Source organism: Brevundimonas sp. (genome assembly GCF_032107865.1).
Classification (GTDB): Bacteria; Pseudomonadota; Alphaproteobacteria; order Caulobacterales; family Caulobacteraceae; genus Brevundimonas.
This window is the reverse complement of sequence record NZ_DAMCNG010000009.1, coordinates 5,690-31,567: the sequence shown is the minus strand read 5'-3', so window position 1 is coordinate 31,567 and position 25,878 is coordinate 5,690. Positions and strand designations below refer to the sequence as shown.

Sequence of the window (25,878 nt, the reverse complement as noted above, 5' to 3'; positions counted from 1 at the left end):
CTGATCCTCGCCGTCGCCGGCGCCGCCCTGTCGGGGGCGGCCGCAGCAGCCTCGCCATCGGCGGAGACGCCCGCCCAACCGGCGAGCATCAACCTGACCGGCGTGGGCCTGCCGATCATCGTGGGCGGCCGGGTTCGGAACCACATCTTCGTGGTGCTGAAGCTGCACCTGGGCCAGGGCCACGCCCTGGATGCGGTGAAGGCCAAGGAGCCCTATCTGCGCGACGCCCTGGTTCGCGCCGGACACCGCACGCCCTTCGTCCTGGCCGACGACTGGAACCAGTTGAACGTCCAGGCCCTGAGCGCCAGCCTGATCCGCTCGGCCGATACGCTGATCGGCAAGGGCGCGATCGCCCGCGTCGAGGTCGTCAGCCAGGCCGCGCGCCGCCGCACGACCGTTCGCGCCGTCTAAAAGAGCGCTGTTGCGCCACGGCTCTGCTTTTGGCACGATTTAGCCGCAATTCCCGAGGGGCGTGAATTTGCGTCCGTAAGCGCACGGGGGGACCGGAAGGCGGCCGAGAGGCGACAACGCCCGTAGCGCTGCCCATGGATCCGCGCGCCCAGTTGCATAGGGCTTGGAAACGCCATGACGTCATATCTTTGGCTGGTCATCGCGGCCGGCGCTCTGGGGGTGCTTTACGGCGCCGTTCAGACCGCCGCCCTGATGAAGGCCGACAGTGGTAATGAACGGATGCGTGAGATCGCCGCGGCGATCCAGGAAGGGGCATCCGCCTATCTGAAGCGTCAGTACACAACGATTGGCATTGTAGGGGTCGTGATCTTGGTCGCGGCCTATTTTCTTATCGGAACCTGGGCGGCGCTCGGTTTCCTGATCGGCGCGGTCCTGTCCGGCGCGGCGGGCTATGCGGGGATGCTGATCTCCGTGCGCGCCAACGTCCGCACGGCCCAGGCCGCGTCGCAGAGCCTGTCCAAGGGTCTGGACCTGGCCTTCCGCTCGGGCGCCATCACCGGCATGTTCGTGGCGGGCGGCGCGCTTCTGGGCGTGTCCGGCTATTACGCCTTCATGACGCAGGGTCTGGGCCACGCCTCGACCAGCCGCGAGGTCATCGACGGCCTGGTGGCGCTGGGATTCGGCGCCTCACTGATCTCCATCTTCGCGCGACTGGGCGGCGGCATCTTCACCAAAGGGGCCGATGTCGGCGGCGACATGGTGGGCAAGGTCGAGGCGGGCATTCCTGAGGACGATCCCCGCAACGCCGCCACCATCGCGGACAATGTGGGCGACAACGTCGGCGACTGCGCCGGCATGGCCGCCGACCTGTTCGAGACCTATGCGGTGACGACGGTGGCGACCATGGTGCTGGCGGCCATCTTCTTCCGCAACCAGCCCTATGTGGATGTGCTGATGCTGCTGCCGCTGGCGATCTGCGGCGTCTGCATCGTGACCTCGATCATCGGCACTTTCTTCGTCCGCCTGGGCAAGAGCGGCAACATCATGGGGGCCCTGTATCAGGGGTTGATCGTGACTGGCTTGCTGTCTCTGGTCGCCGTCTGGTGGGTGATCAACACCCTGCTGCCGGGCGCGGTCGAGACCTCAGGCGGGCTGCTGATCCAGCCGATGAACCTGTTCTGGGCGGGGGCTGTGGGTCTGGTGGTGACGGCGGCGATCGTGGTCATCACCGAATACTATACCGGCACAGGATTCCGGCCGGTGAAGTCGGTGGCCAACGCCTCGGTCTCTGGCCACGGCACCAACGTCATTCAGGGGCTGGCCATGTCGCTGGAGGCTACGGCGCTTCCGGCCCTGACCATCATCGTCGGCATCGTCGCAGCCTATCAGCTGGCGGGCCTGTTCGGCATTGCCATCGCCACCACGACCATGCTGGGCGTGGCGGGGATGATCGTGGCGCTGGACGCCTTCGGTCCCGTCACCGACAACGCAGGCGGCATCGCCGAGATGGCGGGCCTGCCGCCGGAGGTCCGTGTCTCGACCGACGCGCTGGACGCCGTGGGCAACACCACCAAGGCCGTGACCAAGGGCTATGCCATCGGTTCGGCGGGGCTGGGGGCGCTGGTCCTGTTCGCCGCCTATGTGGAGGATCTGAAGTTCTTCGCGGCCGAGGCGGCGCCGGGCAGCTTCTTCTACGGTCTGGGGACGGTCGCGTTTGATCTGTCCAACCCTTATGTCGTGGTCGGGCTGTTGTTCGGCGGCTTGCTGCCCTTCCTGTTCGGAGGGCTGGCGATGACGGCCGTGGGGCGCGCCGCCGAAGCTGTCGTGGCCGAGGTGCGGCGTCAGTTCCGCGAGAACCCCGGCATCATGACGTTCGAGACCAAGCCGGAATACGGGCGGGCGGTCGACATCCTGACCAGCGCGGCCATTCGCGAGATGATCGTGCCGTCGCTGCTGCCGGTGCTGTCGCCGATCGTCCTGTTCGTCGTCATCCTGTTCATCCAGCCGGACAAGGCCAACGCCTTCGCCGCTCTGGGGGCAATGCTGATGGGTGTGATCGTGACGGGTCTGTTCGTCGCCATCTCCATGACCTCGGGCGGCGGCGCCTGGGACAACGCCAAGAAGGTGATCGAAGAAGGCTTCACCGACAAGAACGGCGTGGTTCACGGCAAGGGCTCCGAAGCGCACAAGGCCGCCGTCACCGGTGACACTGTGGGTGATCCTTACAAGGACACCTCCGGTCCGGCGGTGAACCCGATGATCAAGATCACCAACATCGTCGCGCTTCTGCTGCTGGCGGTGCTGGCGAGCGGCAAGATCGTCTGACCGCGCTTCGCTGAAACTGAAAACGCCCCGGAGAGCGATCTCCGGGGCGTTATCTTTTTTGCGCCCTATGCTCGCGACGCGGTCGCTCGCGGCTTGAGGGCTTGTTTGCGCCCTACATTCGCGACCCGGTCGTTCACGACTTGAGGGCGCCTGTTTGTAGGGGCCTTTAGTCCGGGCGGCGTTGGCCGGGCACGTCGTCTTCGGTGCGCGGCAGTTGGCCGCGGCCGACGTTGCCGAGGAGTTGTTCGAGGATGGTCAGCTGGCGTCCGCGGGTCGGGGTCTCGCGACGCTCCATGGCGATCTGGCGACCGTCTTCCAGGCCCAGGGTCCGCACGCTGGCGACCTTTTCGCCGCCGTCCGCGAAGGTGACTTCCGTCACCGTCCGCTGCGACACTTCGGGCTTGTTGTAGGTGTAGCGCTGGGTCGTCTGGGTCAGGTAGTACCAGACGTTGTCGGTCTCGAAGGTCGAGGTGGTCGACGGCGTGCCCAGCTTGGCCAGGACGGTCTCGCGGGTGTCGACGCCCGCCTCGATGTCCTGGGGCTTGGCGTCCACGGCCTGGAAGCCCTGAGTGGCGACAACCGGGGCGCAGGCGCCTGCAGCGGCGGCGAGCGAGGCGGCGATGATGAGCGACGTAAAACGGGGCATCGGCGATGGGCCTCTAGAAACAAGGTCTTTGACCTAACCGTCGCTGCGTCCTAGTGCAACGGCGCGGCGGAAAAGGGGCCGTAAAACCTATGTTCAAGACACTCTTCAGACGACAGACGCAAGAGCGCCAGGCGCAGGGCCTATACGCCCTGGCGGTGGAACAGGCGCGTCAGCCCGATTTTTACGCCCGCCTGGGCGTGGCGGATCGAATCGATGCGCGGTTCGAGCTCTACACCCTGCACGTCCTTCTGCTGTTTGTGCGGACCAAGGCCGAGGGCGAGCGCGGGGCCGATCTGGCTCAGAAAATGTTCGATACCTATGTCTCGGCTCTCGACAACGTCTTGCGCGAACTGGGCGTGGGCGACGTGTCCGTCGGCAAGAAGATGCGCAAGCTGGGCGAGGCCCTCTATGGCCGCATGAGCGCCTATGAGAAGGCGCTGCGCGAAGGCGATCACGACGGCTTCCAGGCCTCGATCGCACGCAATGTGTTCGAGAGCGAAGACCCCGCAGCCGGCGCCGAACTGACCCACTATGCGCTGGAATCATACGAGCGTCTGGCCCGTCAGCCGATTTCCGCCGTGGAAAAGGCGCCGGACTGGGCCATGATCGTCGCATGACGATTCCCGCCCTGCCTTACAGCGACCCTGTCCGCCTGCATCAGATTGGGGCCAGCCTGTCCCGGCGTCTGGAGCCGGACGCCGAGGCGCGCCAGCGCATTGCGCGCGCGTTGAACTTGAAGTCGCTGGACCGCTTTGAGGCGGATCTTGAGATGACGGCGACGGTTTCGGGCTGGCGCCTGACCGGGCGCGTCGTCGCTGACGCCGTTCAATCCTGCGTGCTCACGCTGGAGGCCCTGCCGGTTCATGTCGACGAGCGGTTCGAGGTCAACCTGGTTGAGGCCGTGGATACGCCGCCGTCGGACGATGGCGAGATCGACCTGGAGTTGGACGACGATTCGCCCGACATGGTGGAGAACGGCCAGATTGATCTGGGCCAGTACGCCGTCGAGCAGTTGGCCCTGCATCTGGACCCCTATCCCCGCAAGGACGGCGCGGTGTTCGAACAGCCGCCCGAGCCGGGCGAGATCTCGCCTTTTGGCGTGCTGCGGGCCTTGAAGCCGAACGACGCCGACAAGAGTTGACCTAAGGGCGCCCCGGTTGCATCCACTGGGGTGCGACATTTGCGTCCGCACGCCCTAACATTGAAGCGCCGCGACAAGACGGCGACGGAGTCGATTTCCACTTGGCATCATCCACATTGATCTCGCTCGACGCCATGGGGGGCGACCACGGTCCTTCCGTCGTGGTCGGCGGCGTGAAGGCTTACTATTCGCTGTATGGCGGCGACGGCGTCCGCTTCCTGCTGCATGGGGACGAGACGGCGATCCGCGCCGAGATGGCGCGCCTGCACGTCTCGGACGATCTTTGCCAGGTCCGGCACACCGACAAGGTCGTGGCCATGGACGAAAAGCCCGCCCAGGCCATGCGCCGGGGCAAGGGCTCCAGCCTTTGGAATGCGATCGAAGCGGTCAAGACAGGCGAGGCCCAGGGGGCTGTGTCCGCCGGCAACACCGGCGCCCTGATGGCGATCTCCAAACTGGTTCTGCGGATGGCGGTCGACGGGCTGGAGCGTCCGGCCATCGTCGCCAGCTGGCCGACCAAGCGCGGCGTCACCGCCGTTCTGGACGTGGGCGCCAACATCGGCAGCGATGCACGCCAACTGGTCGAGTTCGCCATCATGGGCGAGGCCTTCCAGGCCGCGGTGCATGGGATCGAGCGGCCGACCGTTGGCCTGCTGAACGTCGGCTCCGAAGAGATGAAGGGCCACGAAGAAGTGCGCGAGGCCCACGCCGTGCTGCGCACTGACGCCGTGCCCGTGAACTATACCGGCTTTGTCGAAGGGCACGATATCGCCGCCGGGACGGTGGACGTGGTGGTGACGGACGGCTTCACCGGCAATATCGCTCTGAAGACGGCCGAAGGTACGGCCCGCTTCATCTCGGACCTGCTGAAAGAAGCGCTGACCTCTGGGCCGCTGGCCAAGCTGGGCGCGCTGATCGCCATGCCTGCGCTGAAGAAGATGGCGCGTCGCATCGACCCCAGCAGCGTCAACGGCGGACCCTTGCTGGGTCTGAACGGCATCGTCGTGAAAAGCCACGGCGGCGCCACGGCCGAGGGTTATGCAAACGCCATTCGTGTGGCTGTCGAACTGGCCCGCAGTGACTATCTGACCAAGGTCAGCGCCAATTTCGCGCGTCTGGCGGCCGCGATGGACGAACCCGCGCCCGCCGTCATGGGAGAGACCGAACAGTGAGCGTCATCCGCAGCGTCGTCACCGGGGTCGGTTCCTTCCTGCCCGAGCAGGTGGTCACCAACGCCGATCTGGCCAAGATCGTCGACACCTCCGACGAGTGGATCATCGAGCGCACCGGCATCCGCCAGCGCCACAAGGCGCGCGACGACGAACCGACCAGCGACCTGGCGGTCAAGGCCGCCGAACGCGCCCTGGCTGACGCCGGCAAGACGGCGGCCGACGTCGATCTGATCATCGTCGCCACCACCACGCCGGACCAGACCTTCCCCGCGACGGCCGCTATCGTCCAGCGCAAGCTGGGCGCGCCGGTGGGCATCGCCTTCGACGTTCAGGCGGTCTGCTCGGGCTTCGTCTACGCCATGAGCGTGGCCGACGGCTTCGTTGCGCGCGGTCAGGCCAAATGCGCCCTGGTCATCGGCGCCGAGGAAATGACCCGGCTGATGGACTGGACGGATCGCACGACCTGCGTCCTGTTTGGCGACGGCGCCGGGGCCTTTGTGCTTGAGCCGGGCGAAGGGCAGGGGAGCAAGGACGATCGCGGCGTGCTGGGCTTCGCCCTGCGCTGCGAGGGCGCCAAGGCCGACATGCTCTATGTCGACGGCGGCCCGGCCACGACCGGCACGGTTGGTCATCTGCGGATGCTGGGCAATCAGGTCTTCCGCCACGCTGTGGTGAACATCGCCGAAGCCATCACCGCCGCCGCCGAGGTCGCGGGCGTCGACATCCCCGAGATCGACTGGTTCGTGCCTCACCAGGCCAACCAGCGCATCATCAAGGGCGTGGGCGACCGGCTGGGTCTGGACGAGGACAAGGTCATCTCGACCGTGGCCATGCACGCCAACACCTCGGCCGCCTCCATCCCCCTGGCGATGGACGTCGCTATCAAGGATGGGCGAATCAGGAAGGGCGATCTGGTGCTGGTCGAGGCCATGGGCGGCGGCCTGACGTGGGGCGCGTGCGCCTTCCGATTCTAGATTTGCATTGAGGACTTTGATTTCCGGCCGTTTTGCCCTTCAATGCCCCGCCAATTGATTGCGGGGAGATGCAAGTGGCCGGACATCAGACGCTTACCCGTGCGGATTTGTGCGAAGCGGTCCACGAAGAGGTCGGGTTGTCCCGGCAGGAATGCTCCGGACTGGTCGAGCGCACGCTGGATCTGATCGTCGACTCTCTGGAGCAGGGCGAGACGGTCAAGCTGTCGGGCTTCGGCGTCTTCCAGGTCCGTGAGAAGCGCGCTCGCATGGGCCGCAACCCCAAGACCGGCGAACCCGCCGCTATCAACCCCCGCCGCGTTATCAGCTTCCGCGCTTCCCAGATCATGAAGAGCCGGGTGCATGACGCCGTCGTCGAGACCTGAGATCCTTGGCCAAAAGCCCCAAAGCCTTCCGCACCATTTCTGAAGCGGCCGACGAAGTCGGCGCCCCCCAGCATGTGCTGAGGTTCTGGGAGACCAAGCTCGACTTCATCGCTCCGGTGAAGCGGGCGGGCGGTCGTCGTTTCTATCGCCCTGACGACGTCATGGTGCTGAAGGCCGTGCGCCGGCTGTTGCACGACGAGGGGCTGACGATTCGCGGGGTGCAACGCCTGGTGCAGGATCAGGGGCTGGCCCGCCTGACGGCCTATGCGGACCCGGCCGCGACGCTTGAGATCGATTCGGGTGATCGAGTTGAAACGACGGTGGAAGCCGCGGCGATTCCGGTTGCGTCGGCGCCTCTTGAGGCCCTGTTGAGCGAACTGGAGACGGCCAAGGCACGGTTGGAGGCCGTTCTGCGCCGCTAAGACGGAAGTTGTTGTCGATAGAGCGTTTTAGGGTTTGCGGAGCACCGAACCGCCGTCTATAGGGAGCGCCTTCGGAGCGTGGCGCAGCCTGGTAGCGCACTTGACTGGGGGTCAAGGGGTCGCAGGTTCGAATCCTGTCGCTCCGACCATTTGCTGAGGGGTATCAGCAGGCTGAAACGGCCGGTGAGGGAAACCTCACCGGCCGTTCTGCTGTTCAGGCCTTGGTCTTGTCGTCGGGCTCGCGCTCGGCCCAGCGCAGCAGGGGAATGAGGGGCACGCCCCAGCCGATCCCCGCCACGGCGAAGAAGATCAGGTCGATCCACCAGGCGTCCGGCAGATGGTCATGCAGGGTCACGGCGCCCCACACCCAGAAGGCTAGGAAGAAGACGACGGCCAGGGTGGCGACGAAACGGCGAGCGCGAGGCGGCATCAGCGCTTGCTCCGGAACAGGAAGAAGGCGACCAGGCCCAGAACGACGGCCGCAAAGGCCCAGGGCAGCCACTCCCAGTCGGCCAGGGTGGCCACGGCGAACACCCGCACGGCCAGGAAGGCGCCACAGGCGCCGCTGACCAGGGCGACCAGAACGGTCCCGCCCAGGCCGCGACGGCCCGTCAGCAGGTCGGCGATCCAGGCCAGGCCCAGGGCCCCAGCCAGGGCGATGACGATCTCGACATATTGCACCGCTTGGCGCTCCCCTTGAATGTTGTGCGACGCTTTGGCGTAGAAACCGACTCGATCTTGCCTCGCGGGAGGGGCATATCCCTCGGTTCCGCCGCCCGCGAAAGAGGCGGCAAGCATATCGGGGCGAACGGCAGGCGTCGAATGAAGCGTATTGGTGAATTGGACCACAGCCGCGCGGTGGCGCTGTGGCTGTTTTTCTGCGCGACCTTGGTGTTCGCCATGGTGGTGGTTGGGGGCGCGACGCGACTGACCGGCTCGGGCCTGTCGATCACGGAATGGAAGCCCATCATGGGCGCCTTGCCGCCGATGAACCACGCCGACTGGGTCGAGGCGTTCGACAAGTACAAGGCCATCCCCCAGTACGTCGAAGTCAACGCCGGCATGAGCATGGCGGAGTTCCAGTACATCTTCTGGTGGGAATGGGCGCACCGTCTGCTGGGTCGTCTGATCGGCGTGGTCTTCGCCGTGCCCTTCGTCCTGTTCCTGGCCTTCCGCGCCATCCCGCGCCGTCTGATCGGGCGCTGTGCGATCCTGTTGGCCCTGGGCGGCCTGCAGGGGCTGATCGGCTGGTGGATGGTGTCCAGCGGCCTGGCTGAGCGCATCGATGTGGCGCCGGAACGGCTGACGACCCACCTGGGCCTGGCCTTCCTGATCTTTGCGGGACTGATCTGGACGGGGCTTGAGGCCTGGTCCGGCTCGGACTTCACACGCGCGCCGCGCGGCTGGAGCTGGGGCGCGGGCCTGTTGTTGGGCGCTGTCTTCTTCCAGTGCCTGCTCGGCGGTCTGGTGGCCGGAGCCAAGGCGGGCATGATCTATACTGACTGGCCGATGATGAACGGCGCCCTGTTCCCTCCGGTCGAGTGGGGGCAGGGGGCGCTGACCTTCCTGCACGATCAGGGACTGGTGCAGTTGAATCACCGGATCGGCGCCTATGTGCTGCTGTTCGCGGGCACCTTCTATGCGGTTCAGGCCCTGCGCGGGCGCCTGGGCGAGGGGCTGGGCGCTTCGGCCCTGGTTCTGGCGGGCGCGCTGTGGCTGCAGGCGGGGCTGGGCGTCTTGACGCTGATCCATGCGGTGCCGGTCACGCTCGGCGTGTTGCACCAGGCTGTGGCGGCGCTGGTGCTCGCGACGGCTACGGTCAATCTGTGGTTGGTGCGGCGTTCACGGCCGAGACTGTTCGTCTCGGGTCTGCGCTAAGAAAAAAGGCCGCCTTCCGGATCTGGAAGGCGGCCTTCTCAATTGCGCGAGGGGGAACCCTCTAGCCGATCTTCACCCGCGTGGCGGATTCCGGCAGGTCTTCACCGAAGGCGCGCTGATAGAATTCGGCGATGGTCGGCCGTTCCAGTTCGTCACACTTGTTCAGGAAGGTCAGGCGGAAGCTCAGAGCCACGTCGCCGCCGAAGATGATGGCGTTCTGAGCCCAGGTGATGACCGTGCGGGGCGACATGACGGTCGAGATGTCGCCGTTCATGAAGGCGTTGCGGGTCATGTCGGCGACGCGGACCATGGCGGCGATGCGGCGCTTGCCCTCGGCGTCGTTCCACTCGGGCACCTTGGCGGCGACGATCTCGGCTTCCACGTCGTGGTCGAGATAGTTCAGCGTGGTGACGATGTTCCAGCGGTCCAACTGCGCCTGGTTGATCTGCTGGGCGCCGTGATAAAGGCCCGTCGTGTCGCCAAGGCCGACCGTGTTCGAGGTGGCGAACAGGCGGAACCACTTGTTGGGGCGGATGACGCGGTTCTGGTCCAGCAGGGTCAGGCGGCCTTGCGCCTCGAGCACGCGCTGGATGACGAACATGACGTCCGGGCGGCCCGCATCATATTCGTCGAACACCAGGGCGACCGGGCGCTGAAGCGACCACGGCAGGATGCCCTCGCGGAACTCGGTGATCTGCTTGCCTTCTTTCAGGACGATGGCGTCCTTGCCGATCAGGTCGATCCGGCTGACGTGGGCGTCCAGGTTCACGCGCACCATCGGCCAGTTCAGGCGCGCAGCGACCTGTTCGATGTGGGTCGACTTGCCGGTGCCGTGATAGCCCTGAACCATCACGCGGCGGTCGTAGGCGAAGCCCGCGCAGATGGCGAGCGTCGTCTGGGGATCGAAGCGATAGGATTCGTCGATCTCGGGCACGTGGCTGTCGCGCGTCTCGAAGGCGGGCACGACCATGTCGGAGTCGATGCCGAACGCTTCCTTCAGCGTGACCTTGCGGTGCGGTTCAAGGATGACGAGCGGATCGGGGGAGGCGTCGAGCGGAGAGGTCATGACCATCCACCTAGCGCCCTCACGCGCGCGGCTCAACACGCGCGAGGGGCCGGATGATTTATTCGCCCTAGGCCGGTCGGATTATTCCGCCGACAGGTCCACATCGACGTTGCCGCGCGTGGCGTTGGAATAGGGGCAGACCTGATGCGCCTTCTGGATCAGATCGTCGATCACCGCACGATCTAGCCCATGGTCCGCCACCCGCAGGGTCACGTCGAGATTGAAGCCTTCGCCGCGGGTGTTCTTGCCGAAGCCGATCCCGGCCGAAACCTTGGTGTCCGGGCCGACCGGCGTGCCCGCCTTGCCCGAGACCAGCCGCAGGGCGCCCAGGTAGCAGGCGGCGTAGCCCGTGGCGAAAAGCTGTTCGGGATTGGTCCCGTCGCCGCCCTTGCCGCCCATTTCGGTCGGAACGGACAGGCGAACGTCGATCTTGCCGTCGTCAGTGGCCGATCGGCCTTCGTCGCGGCCTCCGCCAGAGGCTGTGGCATGGGCGCGATACAAGACTTCCATCTGTGTACTCCTTATCCCCAGGCTGGGGATGAATGGGGGATGATGCAGAGGCAACGCCTGTCAGAAACAACGGTTCTGTGATTCGTAAATTCGGCAAGGGGGTGTTAACAATTAGGCATCGCTCCCGTCGGGGGAGAGGGACATGGAAACGCACACGCAATATTTTTGCTACGTTTATGATGCGCCCGGAAGGACGCCTCAGATGTTCCCCTTGGAGGCCGACAGCTTCACCGAGGCGATCCAGGAAACCCAGCGTATGATGCTGGACGAGTCCGGGGCCGAGGTCTTTGCAGAAATCTGGGATTCCTCGGCCGCCGGTCAGAGCATGACCCGTGTCGACGCCTTGCCGGGTGAAGGCGGTCTGTTGCGCTCGCTCAGGCGTGCCCGGCCTTTTTCAAGGTTTTCCAGGCCTTGATTACGCTCTGAAGCTTGGCTTCCGCGCCGCGATCGCCGCCGTTGGTGTCGGGGTGAAAGCGCTTGAGCATCTCGTGGTAGCGCGCCTTGATGGCCGCCTTGTCGGCGCCCGGCTCCAGGCCCAGATCAGCCAGGGCGGTGCGTTCAAGGCGTCCCATCGCATGATGGGGGTCGTTCTGCACAGGGGCGTCAGCGTTCACCCTGCGCCCGAACAGGCCGAAGCTGTCACGCCACGAGCCGGCGCCTGAATTGTTGGCTGTGCCGAACTTCGCCGCGAAAGCGGCGGCCTCGCGCGTCTGCGGGCCTGCCTTCATTTGCCAGGTGGGGCGGCCGCCGGTCATGGCCTCGTTTTCCTGAGCGGCGCGAATCTGGCCCTCGTTCATGCCGGCGTAGAAGTTCCAGCTCTTGTTGTACTGGCCTGCGTGCACCTGGCAGAAGTTGTAGAACTCGTTCAACTGCTCACGTGACTTCGGCGCGCGCGCCGTGGCAGGGCGCGTGCAGTCGGCCCAGTCGCAGGGTTTCTCGCCGGGCTTGAGGCGCAGCACATCCTCCGCCGGTTCCTGTTCCTCGTCGGGACGCGGCGGCTTCACCCGAATGTCGGTGAAGCGAGGCTTGTATTGAAAAGACGCAGACATCCTCCGAAGTGTAAGGCCGAATTGGACAGCTTCAAGGAGTTCCCATGTCTGACGGCCCGATCGCGACGGTTATGCGCGAAAAACTGACGGCGGCCTTCGCCCCTGTGCGTCTGGACCTGGAGGACGACAGCTGGAAACACGCCGGTCATCACCATGAGGGCGGAATCGACGCTCGCGACGGCGGCGAGAGTCATTTTCAGCTGACCATCGTCTCGGACGCTTTTTCGGGGCAGAACCGCGTGGCGCGCCAACGGGCCGTCAACGCTGTGCTGAAGACGGAGCTGGCCGGGCCGGTTCACGCGCTGTCGATCCGGGCGCAGACGCCGCAAGAGGCTCAATCTTGATGGGGCCAGGCGCGTAAAAAATTCGGATTACGTAGTTATCCGCATTCATATCGTCTTAGAACCTTTCGCCTTAGCGTCCGCACCCGAAGCATTTTGCAGCGGGCGGGGGCGTCGCGATGGTTGGATCTGACGGGTTCACAAAGGGGATGGAAGGGGCGCAGGCGCCGGGCGAAGCGGCCCAGGCTCTGACCGCCATCCTGCAGACTCACTATCTGCGCTACCTCATCATCGTCAGCTGGGCGCTGGGCTTGATCGCAACGGTCGGCCTGGCGCACGGCCTGCTCTGGTTCGTCGCCACACTGGCGGCGGGCGCCCTGCGCGGCGAAGTCGAAAAGCGCGTTAGCCAAAGAGCGGGCAGCGGGTGGGGCCTGGTGTTCCCCGCTGTGGCGACGGCCACAACCGCGGTTTGGGCTGTGGCGCCGCTGCTGGCCTGGTTTTCGGAATCTCTGTTCGGGCGAGAACTGGCCATCGCCTTCTTGGTGTCCGGCTATGTGCTGGTGTTCGCCCAACTGCGAAACTCGCCGCGACAAGCCATCCTCATCTCCTCGCCCTATGGCGCCGCGGCGGCGATCATCGCGGTCAGCCTGATCGGCGATCCCATCTTCTGGCCGTTTGTGACCCTGGCTCCGTTTACGGCGGCCAGCCTGTTCGTTCTGGTCACCATGACCATGCTGCGCGAAGAGCGGATCCGCGCCTTCCAGGAACATCAGGCCCATCTGATCGAGGAACTGGAAGCCGCCCGCGACAGGGCCGATGCGGCCAATGAGGCGAAGTCCAACTTCCTCGGCGTGATCTCTCATGAGCTGCGCACGCCGATGAACGGGGTGTTGGGCGCGGCGCAACTGCTCAGCTCGACCCGGTTGGAAGGGGCGCAGCGCGAGTATCTGTCCATCATCCGCAACTCGGGCGACAATCTGCTGAGCCTGCTGAACGACATCCTCGACATGACCAAGATCGAGGCGGGCCGCATGAATTTTGAATCGGTAGACGTGAATCTGGAGGATTTGCATCGCCGCATCGTCGGCCCGTTCGAGGCCCAGGCTGAGGCGAAGGGCCTTGAGTTCATCGCCGAATTCGAAGGCGACGTCCCCGCCGTGGTGCGAGGCGATCCCTTGCGAGTCTGCCAGGTCGTGCAGAACCTTCTGTCCAACGCCGTCAAGTTCACGGACCAGGGCACGGTGCGGTTCGTGACGCGCGGGCGTCGTGTCTCAGAGCGCCGCGTGGTTTTCGAGTTCGCGGTGATCGACAGCGGCTCGGGTATTTCTGAAGACGACATGGATCAACTGTTCCAGCCCTTCACCCAGGTTGACGCCTCCTCGACGCGACGGTTCGGGGGGACGGGTCTGGGGCTGACGATCTCGCGGCGCCTGGCCAACATCATGGGCGGCGAGATTTCCGTGACCTCTTGTCCGGGCGAAGGTTCGACCTTCACCTTTACGGTCGAAGGCGAAGTGGTGGCCTGGCGCGCCGCCGAGACGGCGATGGTCGCGGAGGGCGACGTCGTTGCGGGGGACGGAATGGAAGTGCTGGTGGTCGAGGATCACCCCGTCAACCGCATGATCCTGGAAGCCTGGATGGCGTCAACGGGGCGACGCTCCAGCATGGCTGAGAATGGGCAGGAGGCGGTTGACGCCGCTCGCGACCAGCGGTTCGACCTGATCGTCATGGACGTCAACATGCCGGTCATGGACGGACTAGCCGCAACCCGCCTTATCCGCGAAGCCGGTGGCGCCAACGCCGAGACGCCCATCATCTTCCTGTCGGCCTCTGCGCGGAATGAAGACCATGAGGCGGGCCTGGCGGCGGGCGCTGACGCCTATCTGAACAAACCGATCGATTTTCGCAGTCTTTCGGCCCTGATGGTTCACGCCCAAGGCGGGCGGACCGCGTTGCGTCGTCTCGCAGCGCAGCAAGCGGGCGACGAGGCGGCGGCTGCTTGATCCAGTGAACAGAAGCCGAGGGAAACCTGCGGCTTCTGCGCCGTTGTGCAGGGGCGCCTGAAGAGCTGGAGCCCGATTGCGTCCTTTCGCCGAACTGCTGGATCGCCTTTCGCTGACGACCTCGCGCAATGCGAAGCTGGTCCTGTTACGTGACTATCTGAAGGCGACGCCTGACCCTGATCGCGGTTGGGCGCTCGCTGCGCTGACCGGGGATCTGAGCTTTGCCACGGCCAAGCCGGCCATGATCCGCAAGGCGGTCGAGGCGCGGGTCGACCCGGTGCTGTTCGGCTGGTCCTACGACTATGTCGGCGATCTGGCCGAGACGACGGCCTTGATCTGGCCGCGCGATCCGAGGCATCGCGCCAATCGCGAACCGGAACTGGCCGAGGTGGTGGACGCCCTGATGCGGGCCGACCGCGCGGAAGCGCCGCCTTTGATCGAAGGCTGGCTGGATGCGCTTGAGCCCAAGGGGCGCTGGGCCTTACTGAAACTGGTGACGGGTGGCTTGCGCGTGGGGGTGTCGGCGCGCCTGGCGCGTATGGCCGTGGCCATGATGCGTCCGGCGACCGTGATCGATCCACCTAGCCCGGATGGTCGTGAGACGACACAAAACCTGACGCCGATCACGGTCGGCGACATCGAGGAAGTCTGGCACGCGCTGAGGCCGCCCTATGAGGACTTGTTCGCCTGGGTGGAGGGGCGGGCTGAGCGACCCCGTGCGGATGCTCCCGGTCGGTTTCGTCCCGTCATGCTGGCCACAGCTCTGGACGAGGGGCTGGACCTGCCGCGCCTGGACCCGGCCGATTTCGTCGCTGAATGGAAGTGGGACGGCATTCGCGTCCAGGCGGTGCGCGAGGGTGGGGAGACGCGCCTCTATTCCCGCACGGGCGATGAGATTTCAGCCGCCTTTCCCGATGTGGCGGCGGGCCTGGACTTCGAGGGAGCGGTGGACGGCGAGCTTCTGGTGATCTGCGACGGGGTGGTGGCGCCGTTCGGCGACCTGCAACAGCGGCTGAACCGCAAGACGGCAAGCGCCAGACTGATGCAGGACTATCCGGCGGGCATCCTGGCTTATGATCTTCTGGCCGAGGGGACGGCGGATCTGCGCAACCTGCCCCTGACTGAGCGGCGGATGCGGTTGGAGAGACTGGCGGCAGGGAGTGGAGGCGAGCGGTTGGGCCTGTCGCCGCTGCTGGAGTATGCGGACTGGGATGAACTGGCGGCCTTGCGCGCCGATCCGCCTGTGGGCGCTGCGGCCGAAGGGTTGATGCTGAAGCGTCGCGACAGCCTGTACGTGGCGGGCCGTCCCAAAGGCCCCTGGTTCAAGTGGAAACGCGACCCGCATGTCATCGACGCTGTGCTGATGTACGCCCAGCGCGGGCACGGGAAGCGCTCCGGCTACTATTCTGACTACACGTTCGGCGTCTGGACGGAGGAGGGGGCGCTGGCGCCCGTCGGCAAGGCCTATTTCGGCTTCACCGACGAAGAGTTGAAGCAGATCGACAAATTCGTGCGCGACCATACGACGGATCGCTTTGGCCCCGTCCGCGCCGTTCGCGCCGAGCGCGATTTCGGCCTGGTGCTAGAGATCGCCTTCGAGGGATTACAACGCTCTACGCGCCATAAGTCGGGCGTGGCCATGCGCTTTCCTCGCGTCAGCCGCATCCGCTGGGACAAGCTGGCGCGCGAGGCCGACACCCTCCAGTCCGTTCTGGGCCTGCTGGACGCCATCGAGCGCGGCGGCGGGCGGGTAAACGCCGGCGAAAAAGCTTGACCGGCGGGGCTTCCAATCGGCTGCACAGGCGTTAGACCCGGCTCATGCTCATGAATTTCCTGCAAACCCCTGTCGTCCTCGCTGAGCCCCTGGCTCAGGTGGTGGCCGCTGGCGAGCAGAAGTTGACCGTCGACGCCGCCATCCTGGCGAAGGCCATGGATATGTTGGGCGATTTCGCCATCAACTTGACGGTCGCGGCGATCATCTTCGCCCTGACGCTGATCGCAGCGCGTTGGGCGTCGAGCGCCGCGCGCAAGTTGCTGGGCCGCACCAAGGCGGTTCGGCGCGACCCGACGGTGCTGGCCTTCATGGTTCAGATCGTGCGGGTGGTGGTCATCATCGTCGGCATGATCGCGGTGCTGCAGCGCCTGGGCGTGCAGACAACTTCCATCATCGCCGTTCTGGGCGCGGCTTCCCTTGCTGTCGGCCTGGCGCTGCAAGGGACGCTGTCGAACGTGGCGGCGGGGGTGATGTTGCTGGTCCTGCGCCCCTATCGCGTGGGCGAGGTCATCGACGTGGGCGGCGCTTCGGGCACGGTGCAGAAGCTGGACCTGTTCACCACCCAGCTGTCGAACGCCAACAACCACAAGATCGTCATTCCGAACTCCAAGGTGCTGAGCGACGTCATCATCAATCTGACGGGGCAGCGGACGCGCCGGATCGAGATCAAGTTCACCGTCGGCTATGGCGAGAACCTGAAGGAGGCGCGCGATGTGCTGGCGGCGGTCGCGCGGCTTCACGACAAGGTGCTGAAGGATCCAGCGACCTGGACTGGGGTGACGGCGCTGCTGGACAGCGCGGTCGAGATCACCCTGCACGCCTGGGTGAACAACACCGACTGGTGGCAGACCCAGGCTGATCTGATGCAGGCCGGCAAGGAAGCTCTGGACGAAGCCGGTATCGAAATTCCCTTCCCGCACCAGGTCGAGGTGCCGGCGAAGGACGCCAAGTTCGCGCGGGTCGTCATGGCCCCGATCCAGGATGGTGCGGTTCAGGGCGAGGCCTCGGACCAAGGGGGAGAATGAGCCGTGCGTTTTGATTTCGGTTCCGACAACACGACGGGCATGGCGCCTTCGGCGCTTCAGGCCCTGGTCGCCGCCAACACGGGGTTCGCGCGGGCCTATGGCGCAGATGAGACTTCGGCGCGCGCCGCAGACCTGATCCGCCAGACGCTGGATGCGGACGCCGAGGTGCGCTTCGTCTTCAGCGGCACGGCGGCCAACGCCATCGGCCTGTCGATGCTGGCGCGGCCTTATGAGGCGGTGCTGGCGCACCATGCGGCCCATGTCTGCACGGACGAGACCGGCGCGCCCGGCTTCTTCGGCCAGGGCGTCGGCCTGATCGGCCTGCCGGGCTATTCGGGCAAGGTCGATGTGGCCGCGCTTTACGCCGCTCTGGAAGAGCCGGTGGTGGGGCATCGTCAGCCTGCGGCGGCGCTCAGCCTGACCCAGGCGACAGAATACGGCGTCGTCTATTCCGAGGAGGAATTGCGCCATCTGATCGAGCCGTCCAAGCGGGCGGGTCTGGGCGTGCATATGGATGGCGCGCGACTGGCCAACGCCGTGGCGGCGGGCTTTGATCCCAAGGACATTCCGCGTCTGGGCGTCGATGTGCTGTCGTTTGGCGGGGCCAAGGCGGGCGCGCACTGCGTCGAGGCCCTGGTGATCTTCGACAAGACGTTGACCCGGCGCATCGACAATCGGCTGAAGCAGGCAGGACAGACGGCGTCCAAGGGCCGGTTGCTGACCGCGCCGATGCTGGGATTGCTGGAATCGGGCGACTGGTTATCGGGCGCGGCTCACGCCAATCTGATGGCCCAGCGCCTGGCCGACGGGATTGAGGCGAAAACGCCTTTCGTCCTGGCCCATCCGGTGGAATCGAATACCGTGTTCGTTCGCATGCCGGACGAGGCGCATCAGGCGCTGAACGCGGCGGGCTGGGCCTGCTATCAATTCGACGATGGCTCGGTGCGGTTCGTCTGTTCCTGGGCGACAGACGAGGCGTCGGTTGACGCCTTGATCGACGCCGTGGCGAGCCTGGATTGACGTGGCGGGCGTGTTCCGCCTCGGAGGCATGATGGCGGCGGGACGTGAAGATGCGCGGTGAACGCTCGGGACGGCGCGGCGACGTCGCAAACAAGGCCCTGAACGCCGGGACAGACCCTGCGCTACAGGACGCGCCGCCGACGCTAGAGGCGCTGAAGAACCTGATCGGCGTGGTGGCCCGTTCGGGCGCGCCGCAACTGCCGTGGCGCGTGGCGGGGGCGATCTTGCTGACGCTGGCGGGCAAGGGGCTGGGCGTGCTGGCGCCGCTGGTTCTGGGCGCGGCGGTCAACCATCTGGCGGCGGATCAGGGACCAGCGGCATCGGTGGGGCTGGGCTTCGCCGCCTTCGCCGTGGGCTGGGCCCTGGTGCGTTTTCTGTCGGCGGCGACGCCGCAGTTGTCGGATGTGGTCTTCGCCCCCGTGCGGGCGGCGGCTCAGCGCAAGACGGCGGCCGAAACCTTCGCCCACGCCCTCAGCCTGTCGTTGGACTTCCACCAGACCAAGCGCTCCGGCGCCCTGTCGCGGGTGATGGACCGGGGCTCGCGCGCGGTCGACTTCCTGCTGCGTATCCTGATGTTCAACCTGGGGCCGACCGTGCTGGAGTTGGCGCTGGCGGCGGCGGTGCTGGGCGGCAAATATGACTGGCGGTTCGGCGCCGTGGCGGTGGCCGTGGTGCTGGTCTATGCGGTCACGACCTTCGCCATGGCCAACTGGCGGCTGGAGCATCGGCGCGCCATGAATGCGGCCGACAGCGAAGCGGCGGGCCTGTCGGTTGACGCCCTGCTGAACTACGAAACCGTCAAGTCTTTCGGCGCCGAGGGCCGGGCGGCGCAGGCCTATGAGGCGTCTCTGGCGACCTATGCGAAGGCGTCGCTGAAGGCGAACACCTCGCTGGCGACCTTGAACCTGATCCAGGGCCTGATCATGAACGTCGGCCTGGGGATCATGGCCGTCATGGCCGGGTTCGAGGCGGCGGCTGGGCGCATGGGGCCGGGCGATGTGACGGCGGCTGTGCTGATCATGATCTCGCTTTATGCGCCGCTGAACATTCTGGGCTTTGCGTATCGCGAAATCCGCCAATCTTTCATCGACATGGAGGAGATGCTTAAGGTGACGCGTCAGGCGCCGCAGGTGGCGGACGCGCCTGATGCGATCGATCTGCCGCGCCCCGAAAGCGGGCGAGGCGCCGAGGTCGTGTTTGACCATGTCGGCTTCCGTCACGACGCTCGGGCGGCAGGGCTGGACGACGTCAGCTTCGTCACGCCGGCGGGGACTACGACCGCCCTGGTCGGACCGTCGGGAGCAGGCAAGTCCACCATCGTCAAGCTGGCCTTGCGATTGCTCGACCCACAGGAAGGCGCGGTGCTGATCGACGGCCGGGACGCGCGTAGCGTGACACAGGCGTCGCTGCGGGCGGCCGTGGCCTTGGTGCCGCAGGACGTGGCCCTGTTCAACGACACCATTGCCGCCAATATCGCCTTTGCACGACCTGATGCGGACGAGGCGGCTGTCTGGGCTGCGGCCGAGGCTGCGGAATTGGCGGACTTCATCCGCAATCTGCCCGAAGGCATGGACACGCGCGTCGGCGAGCGGGGTCTGAAGCTGTCAGGTGGCGAGCGTCAGCGGGTGGGCATCGCCCGCGCTCTGTTGGCCGACCCCTGCATCCTGATTTTGGACGAAGCGACCAGCGCGCTCGACAGCCGAACCGAAGCGGCGATCCAGAAGACGCTGCGCAAGGCGCGGACCGGCCGCACGACCCTGGTGGTGGCGCACCGTCTGTCGACCGTCGCCGACGCCGATCAGATCCTGGTGCTGAAGGCAGGCCGCATCGTCGAGCGCGGCGCCCATCATGAGCTGGTGGCGCGTCAGGGCGGAGAATACGCGGCCCTGTGGCGCAAACAGACGCGCGGGGCCAAGACGCCGGCCGGTTAGGCTTCGGGCTCTCCGGCGCTGGGAACCTTGGCCTTGAGCACGTCCTTGAGGCTTTCCAGCACCTTGGCGCGGGCGTCGGCGGCTTCGGACGGCAGGGTCAGCAACAGGCGCAGGGCCTGGGCGTGGACCGTGACGACGCGCCAGTCAAAAGCTTGGCCCTCGGGCGCGGCGTCGATCAGGTCGCACAGATTGGCCGCGGCGGCGCACAGGTCGTTGAGTTCAAACGGCCCGGCGGCGTCGATCACGGCGCTGGCGTGGGCATAGGCCTTGTCCAGAGTGGTTTCGTCGACGCCGGTCGGAGCGGGCAGGGCCGCCAGGGCCGTGACCTGTTCCTGAATGATCTCCCGGCTGCGGGCTTCCAACCCGGCCAGATTGGCGCGGGCCTGGTTCAAGGCGACGCCGACGCTGACGCCGCCGGGCTGATCGACCAGGGTCGACAGGCGGCTGCGGCGGCGATTGTGCGTGATGACTGTCATAGCTCCACCGCCGCCCTGCGTTCTTTTTCAAAGGCTGTCTTGCGCCGCTCCTCGGCGCGGCGCTCTAGGCCGGGCCAGGGTTCGCTGCGGAAACGCCGGTCGGGGCCGAAATAGTCGCCGACCTCCAGGAAGGGGCGATTGTCTCGCGACACCCAGACGATGCGTTCCAGCAGCACGCCCGCGCTGAACGGCTTGGTGATCAGGAAGTTGGCGCCGCAGTCGCGCGCGTCGGACACCTTGGAACGGCGCACGTGGGCGGCGGTCATGATGACGGGCGTATAGGCGTTGGGCTCCAGCCCCGAGCGACGTAGCCAGCGCACGAATTCATATCCGCTCATGCCCGGCATTTCGCAGTCGACCAGGATCAGGTCGATCGGATGAGTCTGCAGGATGGAGATGGCCTCGGCCGCGCTCTCGCAGGCGTGGCGCACCTTCATGCCGAAGCCGAGCAGGGCCTGGGCGGTCAGCTCCAGCGAAAAGGGCGAATCGTCGATGACCATCGTCACCGCGCCGTCGAAGTTGAACACCGCGCTTTCGCGCAGGGATTCGCCGACCCCGTTCATGCTGCGCATGGGGGCCTGCCGATGCGAGCGGAGGAAAACAGAACGAATCGCATGACGTCAGCTTCGGCGGCGTTGCGACGCCGCGCAATCGCGATCAGCTCCTGATCAGCCCAGGCGGCCGATGGCGTAGAAGCGGTCGGCGCGCTGTTTCTTCAGCTGCTCGGCCGACAGGCCCGACAAGACCTTCAGTTCTTCTTCCAGAACCTGGCCGACGTTCTGCATGGCCTTTTCGCGATCGGCGTGGGCGCCGCCCAGGGGCTCGGGGATCACGCGATCAACGATCTTCAGCTCGATCAGGTCCGGCGCGGTGATCTTCATCGCATTGGCCGCGTCCTTGGCGCGCGTGCCGTCGCGCCAGAGAATGCCCGCTGCGCCTTCCGGCGAGATGACCGAGTAGATGGAGTGCTCCAGCATCAGCACGCGGCTGGCGGCGGCGATGGCGATGGCTCCGCCCGAACCGCCTTCGCCCGTCACCGTGGCGATGGAGGGGACGCCCAAAGTCAGGCCGCGCTCGGTCGAGCGAGCGATGGCTTCGGCCTGGCCGCGCTCTTCTGCGCCCAGGCCCGGATAGGCGCCGGCAGTGTCGACGAAGGTCAGGACCGGCAGGCCGAACTGCTCGGCCATGTCCATCAGACGGACGGCCTTACGATAGCCCTCGGGGCGGGCCATGCCGAAATTGTGGGTGATGCGGGTCTGGGTGTCGTGACCCTTTTCGTGGCCCATGACCACGACCGGTTGGCCGCGGAATCGAGCCAGGCCGCCGATGATGGCCTGGTCGTCGCCGAACTGACGATCACCGTGCAGTTCCACGAAGTCGGTGAACAGGCCGTCGACGTAATCGACGAAGTGCGGACGCTGAGGGTGGCGCGCGACCTGGGTGCGCATCCACGGGTCCAGGTTGGCGTAGGCCTTGGTGCGCATGGCGTCAGCCTTCTTGCGCAGGGCGGCGATCTCGGTCTCGAACGATCCGCTGGTCGGCGCCAGCAGCGACAGCTCGGCGATCTTGGCGTCCAGTTCGGCGATCGGCTTTTCGAATTCGAGATAGTGCGTGGCCATAAGGCGTCCGTGAGGAAGAAGCGCGCTTGGCGCTACGGAAGGCGGCGGAACCTAGAGCGCGGAACGCCTCGGAGCAAGCGCGGGTTCAGTCGTCTTTCGCCAGGGGATGGTTGGCGTGGACCACTTGGGACAGGCGGTCGGTGGCGACGTGGGTGTAGATCTGGGTGGTCGAGATGTCGGCGTGGCCCAGGAGGGTCTGCACCACACGCAGGTCGGCGCCGCCTTCCAGCAGGTGGGTGGCGAAGGCGTGGCGCAGGACGTGGGGGCTGACGCGGGCCGGGTCGATGTTGGCCGCCAGGGCCGCCTGATCCAGAAGCTGGGCGAAGCGGCGAGGCGTCAGATGGCCGCTCTTGCCGTACGAGGGGAACAGCCAGGCGCTGTCGGGCGTGTTCGGCTTTCTGGCGGCGTCGCGGGCGCTTAGCCAGGCCATGATCGCCTCGCGCGCGGCGGTATTCAGGGGCGCCAGACGCTCCTTGCCGCCCTTGCCGCGCACGATCAGATAGGCGGGATCTCGGCGCACGGCCTCGACCTTGAGCGCCAGCAGCTCCGACACGCGCAGGCCCGAGGCGTAGGCCATCTCGACCAGGGCGATCAGGCGCAGGCCCGCCGTACTGTCGGCGGCGCCCGCGGCGGTCAGCAGGGCCTCGATCTCGTCGCGGCTGAGGGTCTTGGGCAGGCTGCGGCCCTGCTTGGGCGCGTCAAGGCGGCGCGAAGGATCGTCGGTTCGCCAGCCCTCGCCCAGGGCGAAGCGATAGAACTGCCGCACCGAGGCGCGCCGCCGCGCGGCCGTGGCGGCGGACAGTCCGCGTCGCGACAGATCAGCGAACCAGGCTTCCAGCGCCTCTTGCGGCGCGCTCATCAGGCCGCCGGCGTCGCCCAGCCATGTCTCTGCATCCGCCAGATCGCGGCCATAGGCTGACAGGGTGTGGGGCGAGGCGTCGCGCTCCACCGCCATCATCTCCAGAAAGGCTTCGATCTGCGGGGTCATGCTGGGCGTCAGGTCATCGCTTCTGGGTGTGGAGCCGGGCGGCGTCTGGTGTAGAGGGTGTACGGACCATGCCTTCCGACGCCTCGCCTGATTCCTTCCCGTTGTCTTCGGTCCGCACCATAGCCTTGGTGGGGCTGATGGGCGTCGGGAAATCGACTGTGGGGCGACGCCTGGCGGCCCGATTGGGCTTGCCGTTCGCCGACGGCGATCATGTGATCGAGGAAGCGGCGGGCATGACCGTCAGCGAAATCTTCGCTACGCGCGGCGAAGTCGAGTTTCGGGCCGGCGAGGCGCGGGTGATGAAGCGCCTGCTGGAAGGGCCGCCGATCGTGCTGGCGACCGGGGGCGGGGCGATGCTCAATCCGGAGACGCGCACCCTGATGAAGCGGCACGCCGTCAGCATCTGGATGCGCGCGGACCTCAAGGTGATCGCTGAACGGGTGGGGCGCCGCGATACGCGACCCTTGCTGCGCAATCGCGACCCTCTGACCGCGTTGAGCGATTTGGCCAAGGCGCGTTATCCCATCTACGGCGAGGCTGATCTGACGGTCGACGTGGGCGGCGGCTCCCACGCCCAGGCGGTCGAGGCCATCCTGAAACAGTTGCGCCGGTTCGGGCGGCAGGAGACCAAGCGATGACGACGATGATCCCGGTCGCAGGCGGCGCCTTCGCCCCCTATGAGGTCGTCGTCGGGCGCGGTCTGCTGAAGACGGCGGGAGCCGAGGTCGCCGCGTTGAATCCCACGCGCGCCTTCATCGTCAGCGACGACACGGTCGCGGCGATCCACGGCGAGACGGTGCGCGCCTCGCTGGCGGCGGCCGGCCTGGCGACGGGGATCGTCACCGTTCCGGCGGGCGAGGCGTCCAAGTCGTTCGAACAGCTTGAGGCGGTGCTGGACCGGCTTCTGGCCGAGGGACTGGATCGCAAGAGCCTGGTCGTCGCCCTGGGCGGCGGCGTGGTCGGCGACCTGGCCGGCCTGGCGGCGGCCCTGTTCATGCGCGGCGTCGACTTCGTGCAAATTCCGACCACCCTGCTGGCTCAGGTGGATTCCTCGGTCGGCGGCAAGACGGCGATCGACACCCCGCGCGGCAAGAACCTGATCGGCGCCTTCCATCAACCGCGCCGGGTGCTGGCGGACATCGAAGCCCTGGCCACCCTGCCGGTGCGGCAGGTGCGTTCGGGCTGGGCCGAGGTGCTGAAGCACGGGCTGATCTGCGACGCGGCCTTCTTCGACTGGCTGGGCTGCGAGGGGGCTGCCGGGGCGCAGGGCGACCCGGATGCGCTGGAACGGGCCGTGATCCGCTCGGTCGAGATCAAAGCCCAGATCGTCGGCGAGGACGAGAAGGAGGCGGGCCGTCGCGCCCTGCTGAACCTGGGCCACACCTTCGGTCACGCGCTGGAAGCAGAGCTGGCGTTCGACGAGACCCTGACCCACGGCGAGGCGGTGGCGCTGGGCTGCGCCATGGCCTTCCGCTATTCAGCGCGGCAGGGGCTGTGCCCGGCGGCTGAGGCCGAGCGCGCCGAGGCGGGGATTCGTGCAGCGGGCCTGCCGACGCGACTGTCGGATGTGGCCCACGCCTTCGCGGCCGACGCCCTGATCGCGCGCATGGCGGGGGACAAGAAGGCCGAGGGCGGGCGTCTGACCCTGATCCTGGCGCGGGCCGTGGGCGACGCTTTCACGGACAAGGACGTGGACGCCGAGACGGTGCGGGCCTTCCTGATCGAGGAAGGCGCGGCGTGAAGCTGTCGCCTGTCGTCCTTGAAGACGCCTTCGTGCGGCTTGAGCCGTTCGCCGAGGCGTTAAAGGACGAGGTGAGGGCGGCGCTGGACTGCGACGCGGACGCCTGGGGCGGCATGGTCGCCGCCGCCTATGGCCCGCATTTCGACGATTGGTGGAGCGCGGCGCTGAAGGCGATGACGGTGGGTTCGCGCATCGCCTACGCCGTGCGGCGGCGCAGCGACGGCGCGGTCGTCGGGACTACCAGTCTCTATGAGATCAAGCCGGAGCATCGGCGTTGCGAGATCGGTTCGACCTTCTATCGGCCTGAGGCGCGAGGCGGGGCGATCAACCCGGCGTGCAAGCGTCTGTTGCTGGACTACGCCTTCACCAACGGAGCGATCCGGGTCGAGATCATCACGGACGCCCTGAACGCGGCCAGCCAGGCCGCTATCCGTAAGCTGGGCGCGACCCATGAGGGAGTGCTGCGGAAGCATAAGACGACCTGGACCGGTCGGGCGCGAGATACGGCGCAGTTCGCCATTCTGGACGAGGACTGGCCCGAGGTGCGGCGACGGCTGGACGAACGGTTGGCGGCCTTCGCCTAGTCGACGGCCCGGCATTCGGTGGGTTCGCGGTCGGCGGCGGTCCAGGTGGCCATGACGCCTTTGCCGCGCAGTTCATAACCCGAGGCGCGATACCAGATGCCGTCGGCGGCGCGTTCCTGAAACAGATCCACGGCCTCGCCATTGGAATTGCGCACGGTGGCCATCTGGCGCGGGTTGTCGAAGTCGACGGACAGGCGCTCGGAGTTGTTGCACAGATAGACGGCGTGGACGACGCGGTTCAGGGCGCGGTCCTGAAGCTCGGCGCCGGTGCGGCGGCGCGCGGTCTGGGCCTCGACGGCGCGTTCGCGCACCGCGTCGCCGTCAATCGGAGCCTCGCGCGGCTCCTGGCCGCAGGCAGACAATAGAACCAGGGCGGAGACGGCGACGGTCGGCCAGAGGATACGGGTCGGCAATGGAGGCCCTCTCAAGGTCAAGCTTGGAGGCTCAACGCCCGGCGTC

30 protein-coding genes and 1 tRNA gene are annotated in these 25,878 nt (G+C 66.5%); 20 read left to right on the top strand and 11 right to left on the bottom strand.

Annotated elements, in window-relative coordinates; all coding sequences use genetic code 11:
* Both RT567_RS01895 and RT567_RS01890 read left to right on the top strand, forming a co-directional pair.
* Positions 1–411: hypothetical protein (locus RT567_RS01895; RefSeq protein WP_313573946.1), on the top strand; the 411-nt coding region annotated here is incomplete at its 5' end.
* Between the two features lie 174 nt (positions 412–585).
* Complete coding sequence (locus tag RT567_RS01890) at positions 586–2,736, top strand: sodium-translocating pyrophosphatase (RefSeq protein ID WP_087141417.1); 2,151 nt, start codon at positions 586–588, stop codon at positions 2,734–2,736.
* 166 nt (positions 2,737–2,902) lie between these two features.
* Here the strand turns inward: RT567_RS01890 and bamE are convergent, their stop codons facing one another.
* Positions 2,903–3,382, bottom strand: a complete 480-nt coding sequence (gene bamE / locus RT567_RS01885; RefSeq protein WP_313573944.1) for an outer membrane protein assembly factor BamE — start codon at positions 3,380–3,382, stop codon at positions 2,903–2,905.
* 89 nt (positions 3,383–3,471) lie between these two features.
* Between bamE and RT567_RS01880 the strand changes: the two genes are divergently transcribed.
* The 7 genes from RT567_RS01880 (at position 3,472) to RT567_RS01850 (ending at position 7,623) form a co-directional block, all read left to right on the top strand.
* Positions 3,472–3,999 carry a ubiquinol-cytochrome C chaperone family protein gene (locus tag RT567_RS01880; protein ID WP_313573942.1) on the top strand — a complete coding sequence of 176 codons (528 nt, stop codon included), beginning with the start codon at positions 3,472–3,474 and terminating at the stop codon, positions 3,997–3,999.
* A complete protein-coding gene (locus RT567_RS01875; protein WP_313573941.1) occupies positions 3,996–4,523 on the top strand; it encodes a DUF177 domain-containing protein in 528 nt (175 codons plus the stop codon). The genes RT567_RS01880 and RT567_RS01875 overlap by 4 nt, the downstream gene beginning before the upstream one ends.
* Positions 4,524–4,624: 101 nt before the next feature.
* Positions 4,625–5,695 carry a phosphate acyltransferase PlsX gene (plsX, locus tag RT567_RS01870; RefSeq protein ID WP_313573939.1) on the top strand — a complete coding sequence of 357 codons (1,071 nt, stop codon included), beginning with the start codon at positions 4,625–4,627 and terminating at the stop codon, positions 5,693–5,695.
* Positions 5,692–6,669, top strand: coding sequence for a beta-ketoacyl-ACP synthase III (locus RT567_RS01865; RefSeq protein WP_313573937.1), 978 nt, complete (start codon positions 5,692–5,694; stop codon positions 6,667–6,669). The genes plsX and RT567_RS01865 overlap by 4 nt, the downstream gene beginning before the upstream one ends.
* Before the next feature lie 74 nt (positions 6,670–6,743).
* Entirely contained in the window at positions 6,744–7,052 is a 309-nt protein-coding gene (locus RT567_RS01860; RefSeq protein ID WP_369822381.1) for an integration host factor subunit alpha, read from the top strand.
* A 5-nt stretch (positions 7,053–7,057) separates the two neighbouring features.
* Positions 7,058–7,474: a MerR family transcriptional regulator gene (locus RT567_RS01855; RefSeq protein WP_313573935.1), complete on the top strand. Its 417-nt coding sequence runs from the start codon at positions 7,058–7,060 to the stop codon at positions 7,472–7,474.
* A 72-nt stretch (positions 7,475–7,546) separates the two neighbouring features.
* Positions 7,547–7,623 (top strand) — tRNA-Pro (locus RT567_RS01850).
* Positions 7,624–7,688: 65 nt separating this feature from the next.
* Here the strand turns inward: RT567_RS01850 and RT567_RS01845 are convergent.
* Together RT567_RS01845 and RT567_RS01840 are read right to left on the bottom strand one after the other, a co-directional pair.
* Positions 7,689–7,904, bottom strand: a complete 216-nt coding sequence (locus RT567_RS01845; RefSeq protein ID WP_087141424.1) for a DUF2842 domain-containing protein — start codon at positions 7,902–7,904, stop codon at positions 7,689–7,691.
* Entirely contained in the window at positions 7,904–8,155 is a 252-nt protein-coding gene (locus tag RT567_RS01840; RefSeq protein WP_313573932.1) for a transglycosylase, read from the bottom strand. Before RT567_RS01840 ends, RT567_RS01845 begins: the two co-directional genes overlap by 1 nt.
* Positions 8,156–8,296: 141 nt before the next feature.
* Between RT567_RS01840 and RT567_RS01835 the strand changes: the two genes are divergently transcribed.
* Entirely contained in the window at positions 8,297–9,352 is a 1,056-nt protein-coding gene (locus RT567_RS01835; RefSeq protein ID WP_313573930.1) for a COX15/CtaA family protein, read from the top strand.
* Positions 9,353–9,413: 61 nt separating this feature from the next.
* Here the strand turns inward: RT567_RS01835 and cobS are convergent, their stop codons facing one another.
* Both cobS and RT567_RS01825 read right to left on the bottom strand, forming a co-directional pair.
* Positions 9,414–10,424 carry a cobaltochelatase subunit CobS gene (gene cobS, locus RT567_RS01830; RefSeq protein WP_200165349.1) on the bottom strand — a complete coding sequence of 337 codons (1,011 nt, stop codon included), beginning with the start codon at positions 10,422–10,424 and terminating at the stop codon, positions 9,414–9,416.
* Positions 10,425–10,499: 75 nt separating this feature from the next.
* Positions 10,500–10,928, bottom strand: coding sequence for an organic hydroperoxide resistance protein (locus RT567_RS01825; protein ID WP_292060442.1), 429 nt, complete (start codon positions 10,926–10,928; stop codon positions 10,500–10,502).
* Between the two features lie 142 nt (positions 10,929–11,070).
* On the opposite strand from RT567_RS01825, the gene RT567_RS01820 reads away from it, so the two are divergent.
* Complete coding sequence (locus RT567_RS01820; protein ID WP_313573928.1) at positions 11,071–11,343, top strand: hypothetical protein; 273 nt, start codon at positions 11,071–11,073, stop codon at positions 11,341–11,343.
* On the opposite strand, the gene RT567_RS01815 is transcribed toward RT567_RS01820, so the two are convergent.
* Complete coding sequence (locus RT567_RS01815; protein ID WP_313573927.1) at positions 11,303–11,977, bottom strand: J domain-containing protein; 675 nt, start codon at positions 11,975–11,977, stop codon at positions 11,303–11,305. The two genes, RT567_RS01820 and RT567_RS01815, sit on opposite strands and share 41 nt — an antisense overlap.
* Positions 11,978–12,021: 44 nt before the next feature.
* Here RT567_RS01815 and RT567_RS01810 point away from each other — a divergent pair, with 44 nt between their 5' ends.
* From RT567_RS01810 to RT567_RS01785, 6 genes are all read left to right on the top strand, one after another.
* Positions 12,022–12,321 carry a BolA family protein gene (locus RT567_RS01810; protein WP_313573925.1) on the top strand — a complete coding sequence of 100 codons (300 nt, stop codon included), beginning with the start codon at positions 12,022–12,024 and terminating at the stop codon, positions 12,319–12,321.
* A gap of 146 nt (positions 12,322–12,467) precedes the next feature.
* Positions 12,468–14,261 carry an ATP-binding protein gene (locus RT567_RS01805; RefSeq protein ID WP_313573924.1) on the top strand — a complete coding sequence of 598 codons (1,794 nt, stop codon included), beginning with the start codon at positions 12,468–12,470 and terminating at the stop codon, positions 14,259–14,261.
* Between the two features lie 76 nt (positions 14,262–14,337).
* The gene (locus tag RT567_RS01800; RefSeq protein ID WP_313573922.1) at positions 14,338–16,035 is read left to right on the top strand and encodes a cisplatin damage response ATP-dependent DNA ligase; all 1,698 of its coding nucleotides are present in this window, start codon (positions 14,338–14,340) and stop codon (positions 16,033–16,035) included.
* Between the two features lie 50 nt (positions 16,036–16,085).
* Positions 16,086–17,060, top strand: coding sequence for a mechanosensitive ion channel family protein (locus RT567_RS01795; protein WP_313573920.1), 975 nt, complete (start codon positions 16,086–16,088; stop codon positions 17,058–17,060).
* A 3-nt stretch (positions 17,061–17,063) separates the two neighbouring features.
* Entirely contained in the window at positions 17,064–18,080 is a 1,017-nt protein-coding gene (locus tag RT567_RS01790) for a beta-eliminating lyase-related protein (RefSeq protein WP_313573918.1), read from the top strand.
* 50 nt (positions 18,081–18,130) lie between these two features.
* A complete protein-coding gene (locus RT567_RS01785) occupies positions 18,131–20,011 on the top strand; it encodes an ABC transporter ATP-binding protein/permease (protein WP_313573948.1) in 1,881 nt (626 codons plus the stop codon).
* Here RT567_RS01785 and RT567_RS01780 read toward each other — a convergent pair.
* From RT567_RS01780 to RT567_RS01765, 4 genes are all read right to left on the bottom strand, one after another.
* On the bottom strand, positions 20,008–20,487 hold the full coding sequence (locus RT567_RS01780) for a chemotaxis protein CheE (protein WP_313573917.1): 480 nt from the start codon (positions 20,485–20,487) through the stop codon (positions 20,008–20,010). The genes RT567_RS01785 and RT567_RS01780 overlap by 4 nt on opposite strands.
* Positions 20,484–21,059, bottom strand: coding sequence for a response regulator (locus RT567_RS01775; RefSeq protein WP_313573915.1), 576 nt, complete (start codon positions 21,057–21,059; stop codon positions 20,484–20,486). The genes RT567_RS01780 and RT567_RS01775 overlap by 4 nt, the downstream gene beginning before the upstream one ends.
* Positions 21,060–21,155: 96 nt before the next feature.
* Entirely contained in the window at positions 21,156–22,106 is a 951-nt protein-coding gene (locus tag RT567_RS01770) for an acetyl-CoA carboxylase carboxyltransferase subunit alpha (protein WP_313573913.1), read from the bottom strand.
* A gap of 85 nt (positions 22,107–22,191) precedes the next feature.
* On the bottom strand, positions 22,192–23,094 hold the full coding sequence (locus RT567_RS01765) for a site-specific tyrosine recombinase XerD (RefSeq protein ID WP_313573911.1): 903 nt from the start codon (positions 23,092–23,094) through the stop codon (positions 22,192–22,194).
* Between the two features lie 68 nt (positions 23,095–23,162).
* Here RT567_RS01765 and RT567_RS01760 point away from each other — a divergent pair, with 68 nt between their 5' ends.
* From RT567_RS01760 to RT567_RS01750, 3 genes are read left to right on the top strand one after another with little or no spacing between them, the layout of a single operon-like run.
* Complete coding sequence (locus tag RT567_RS01760) at positions 23,163–23,732, top strand: shikimate kinase (protein ID WP_313573909.1); 570 nt, start codon at positions 23,163–23,165, stop codon at positions 23,730–23,732.
* On the top strand, positions 23,729–24,835 hold the full coding sequence (gene aroB / locus RT567_RS01755; RefSeq protein WP_313573908.1) for a 3-dehydroquinate synthase: 1,107 nt from the start codon (positions 23,729–23,731) through the stop codon (positions 24,833–24,835). Before RT567_RS01760 ends, aroB begins: the two co-directional genes overlap by 4 nt.
* Positions 24,832–25,419, top strand: a complete 588-nt coding sequence (locus RT567_RS01750) for a GNAT family protein (RefSeq protein WP_313573906.1) — start codon at positions 24,832–24,834, stop codon at positions 25,417–25,419. Before aroB ends, RT567_RS01750 begins: the two co-directional genes overlap by 4 nt.
* Here RT567_RS01750 and RT567_RS01745 read toward each other — a convergent pair.
* Complete coding sequence (locus tag RT567_RS01745) at positions 25,416–25,832, bottom strand: MliC family protein (RefSeq protein WP_313573904.1); 417 nt, start codon at positions 25,830–25,832, stop codon at positions 25,416–25,418. The two genes, RT567_RS01750 and RT567_RS01745, sit on opposite strands and share 4 nt — an antisense overlap.
* Between the last annotated feature and the right edge of the window lie 46 nt (positions 25,833–25,878).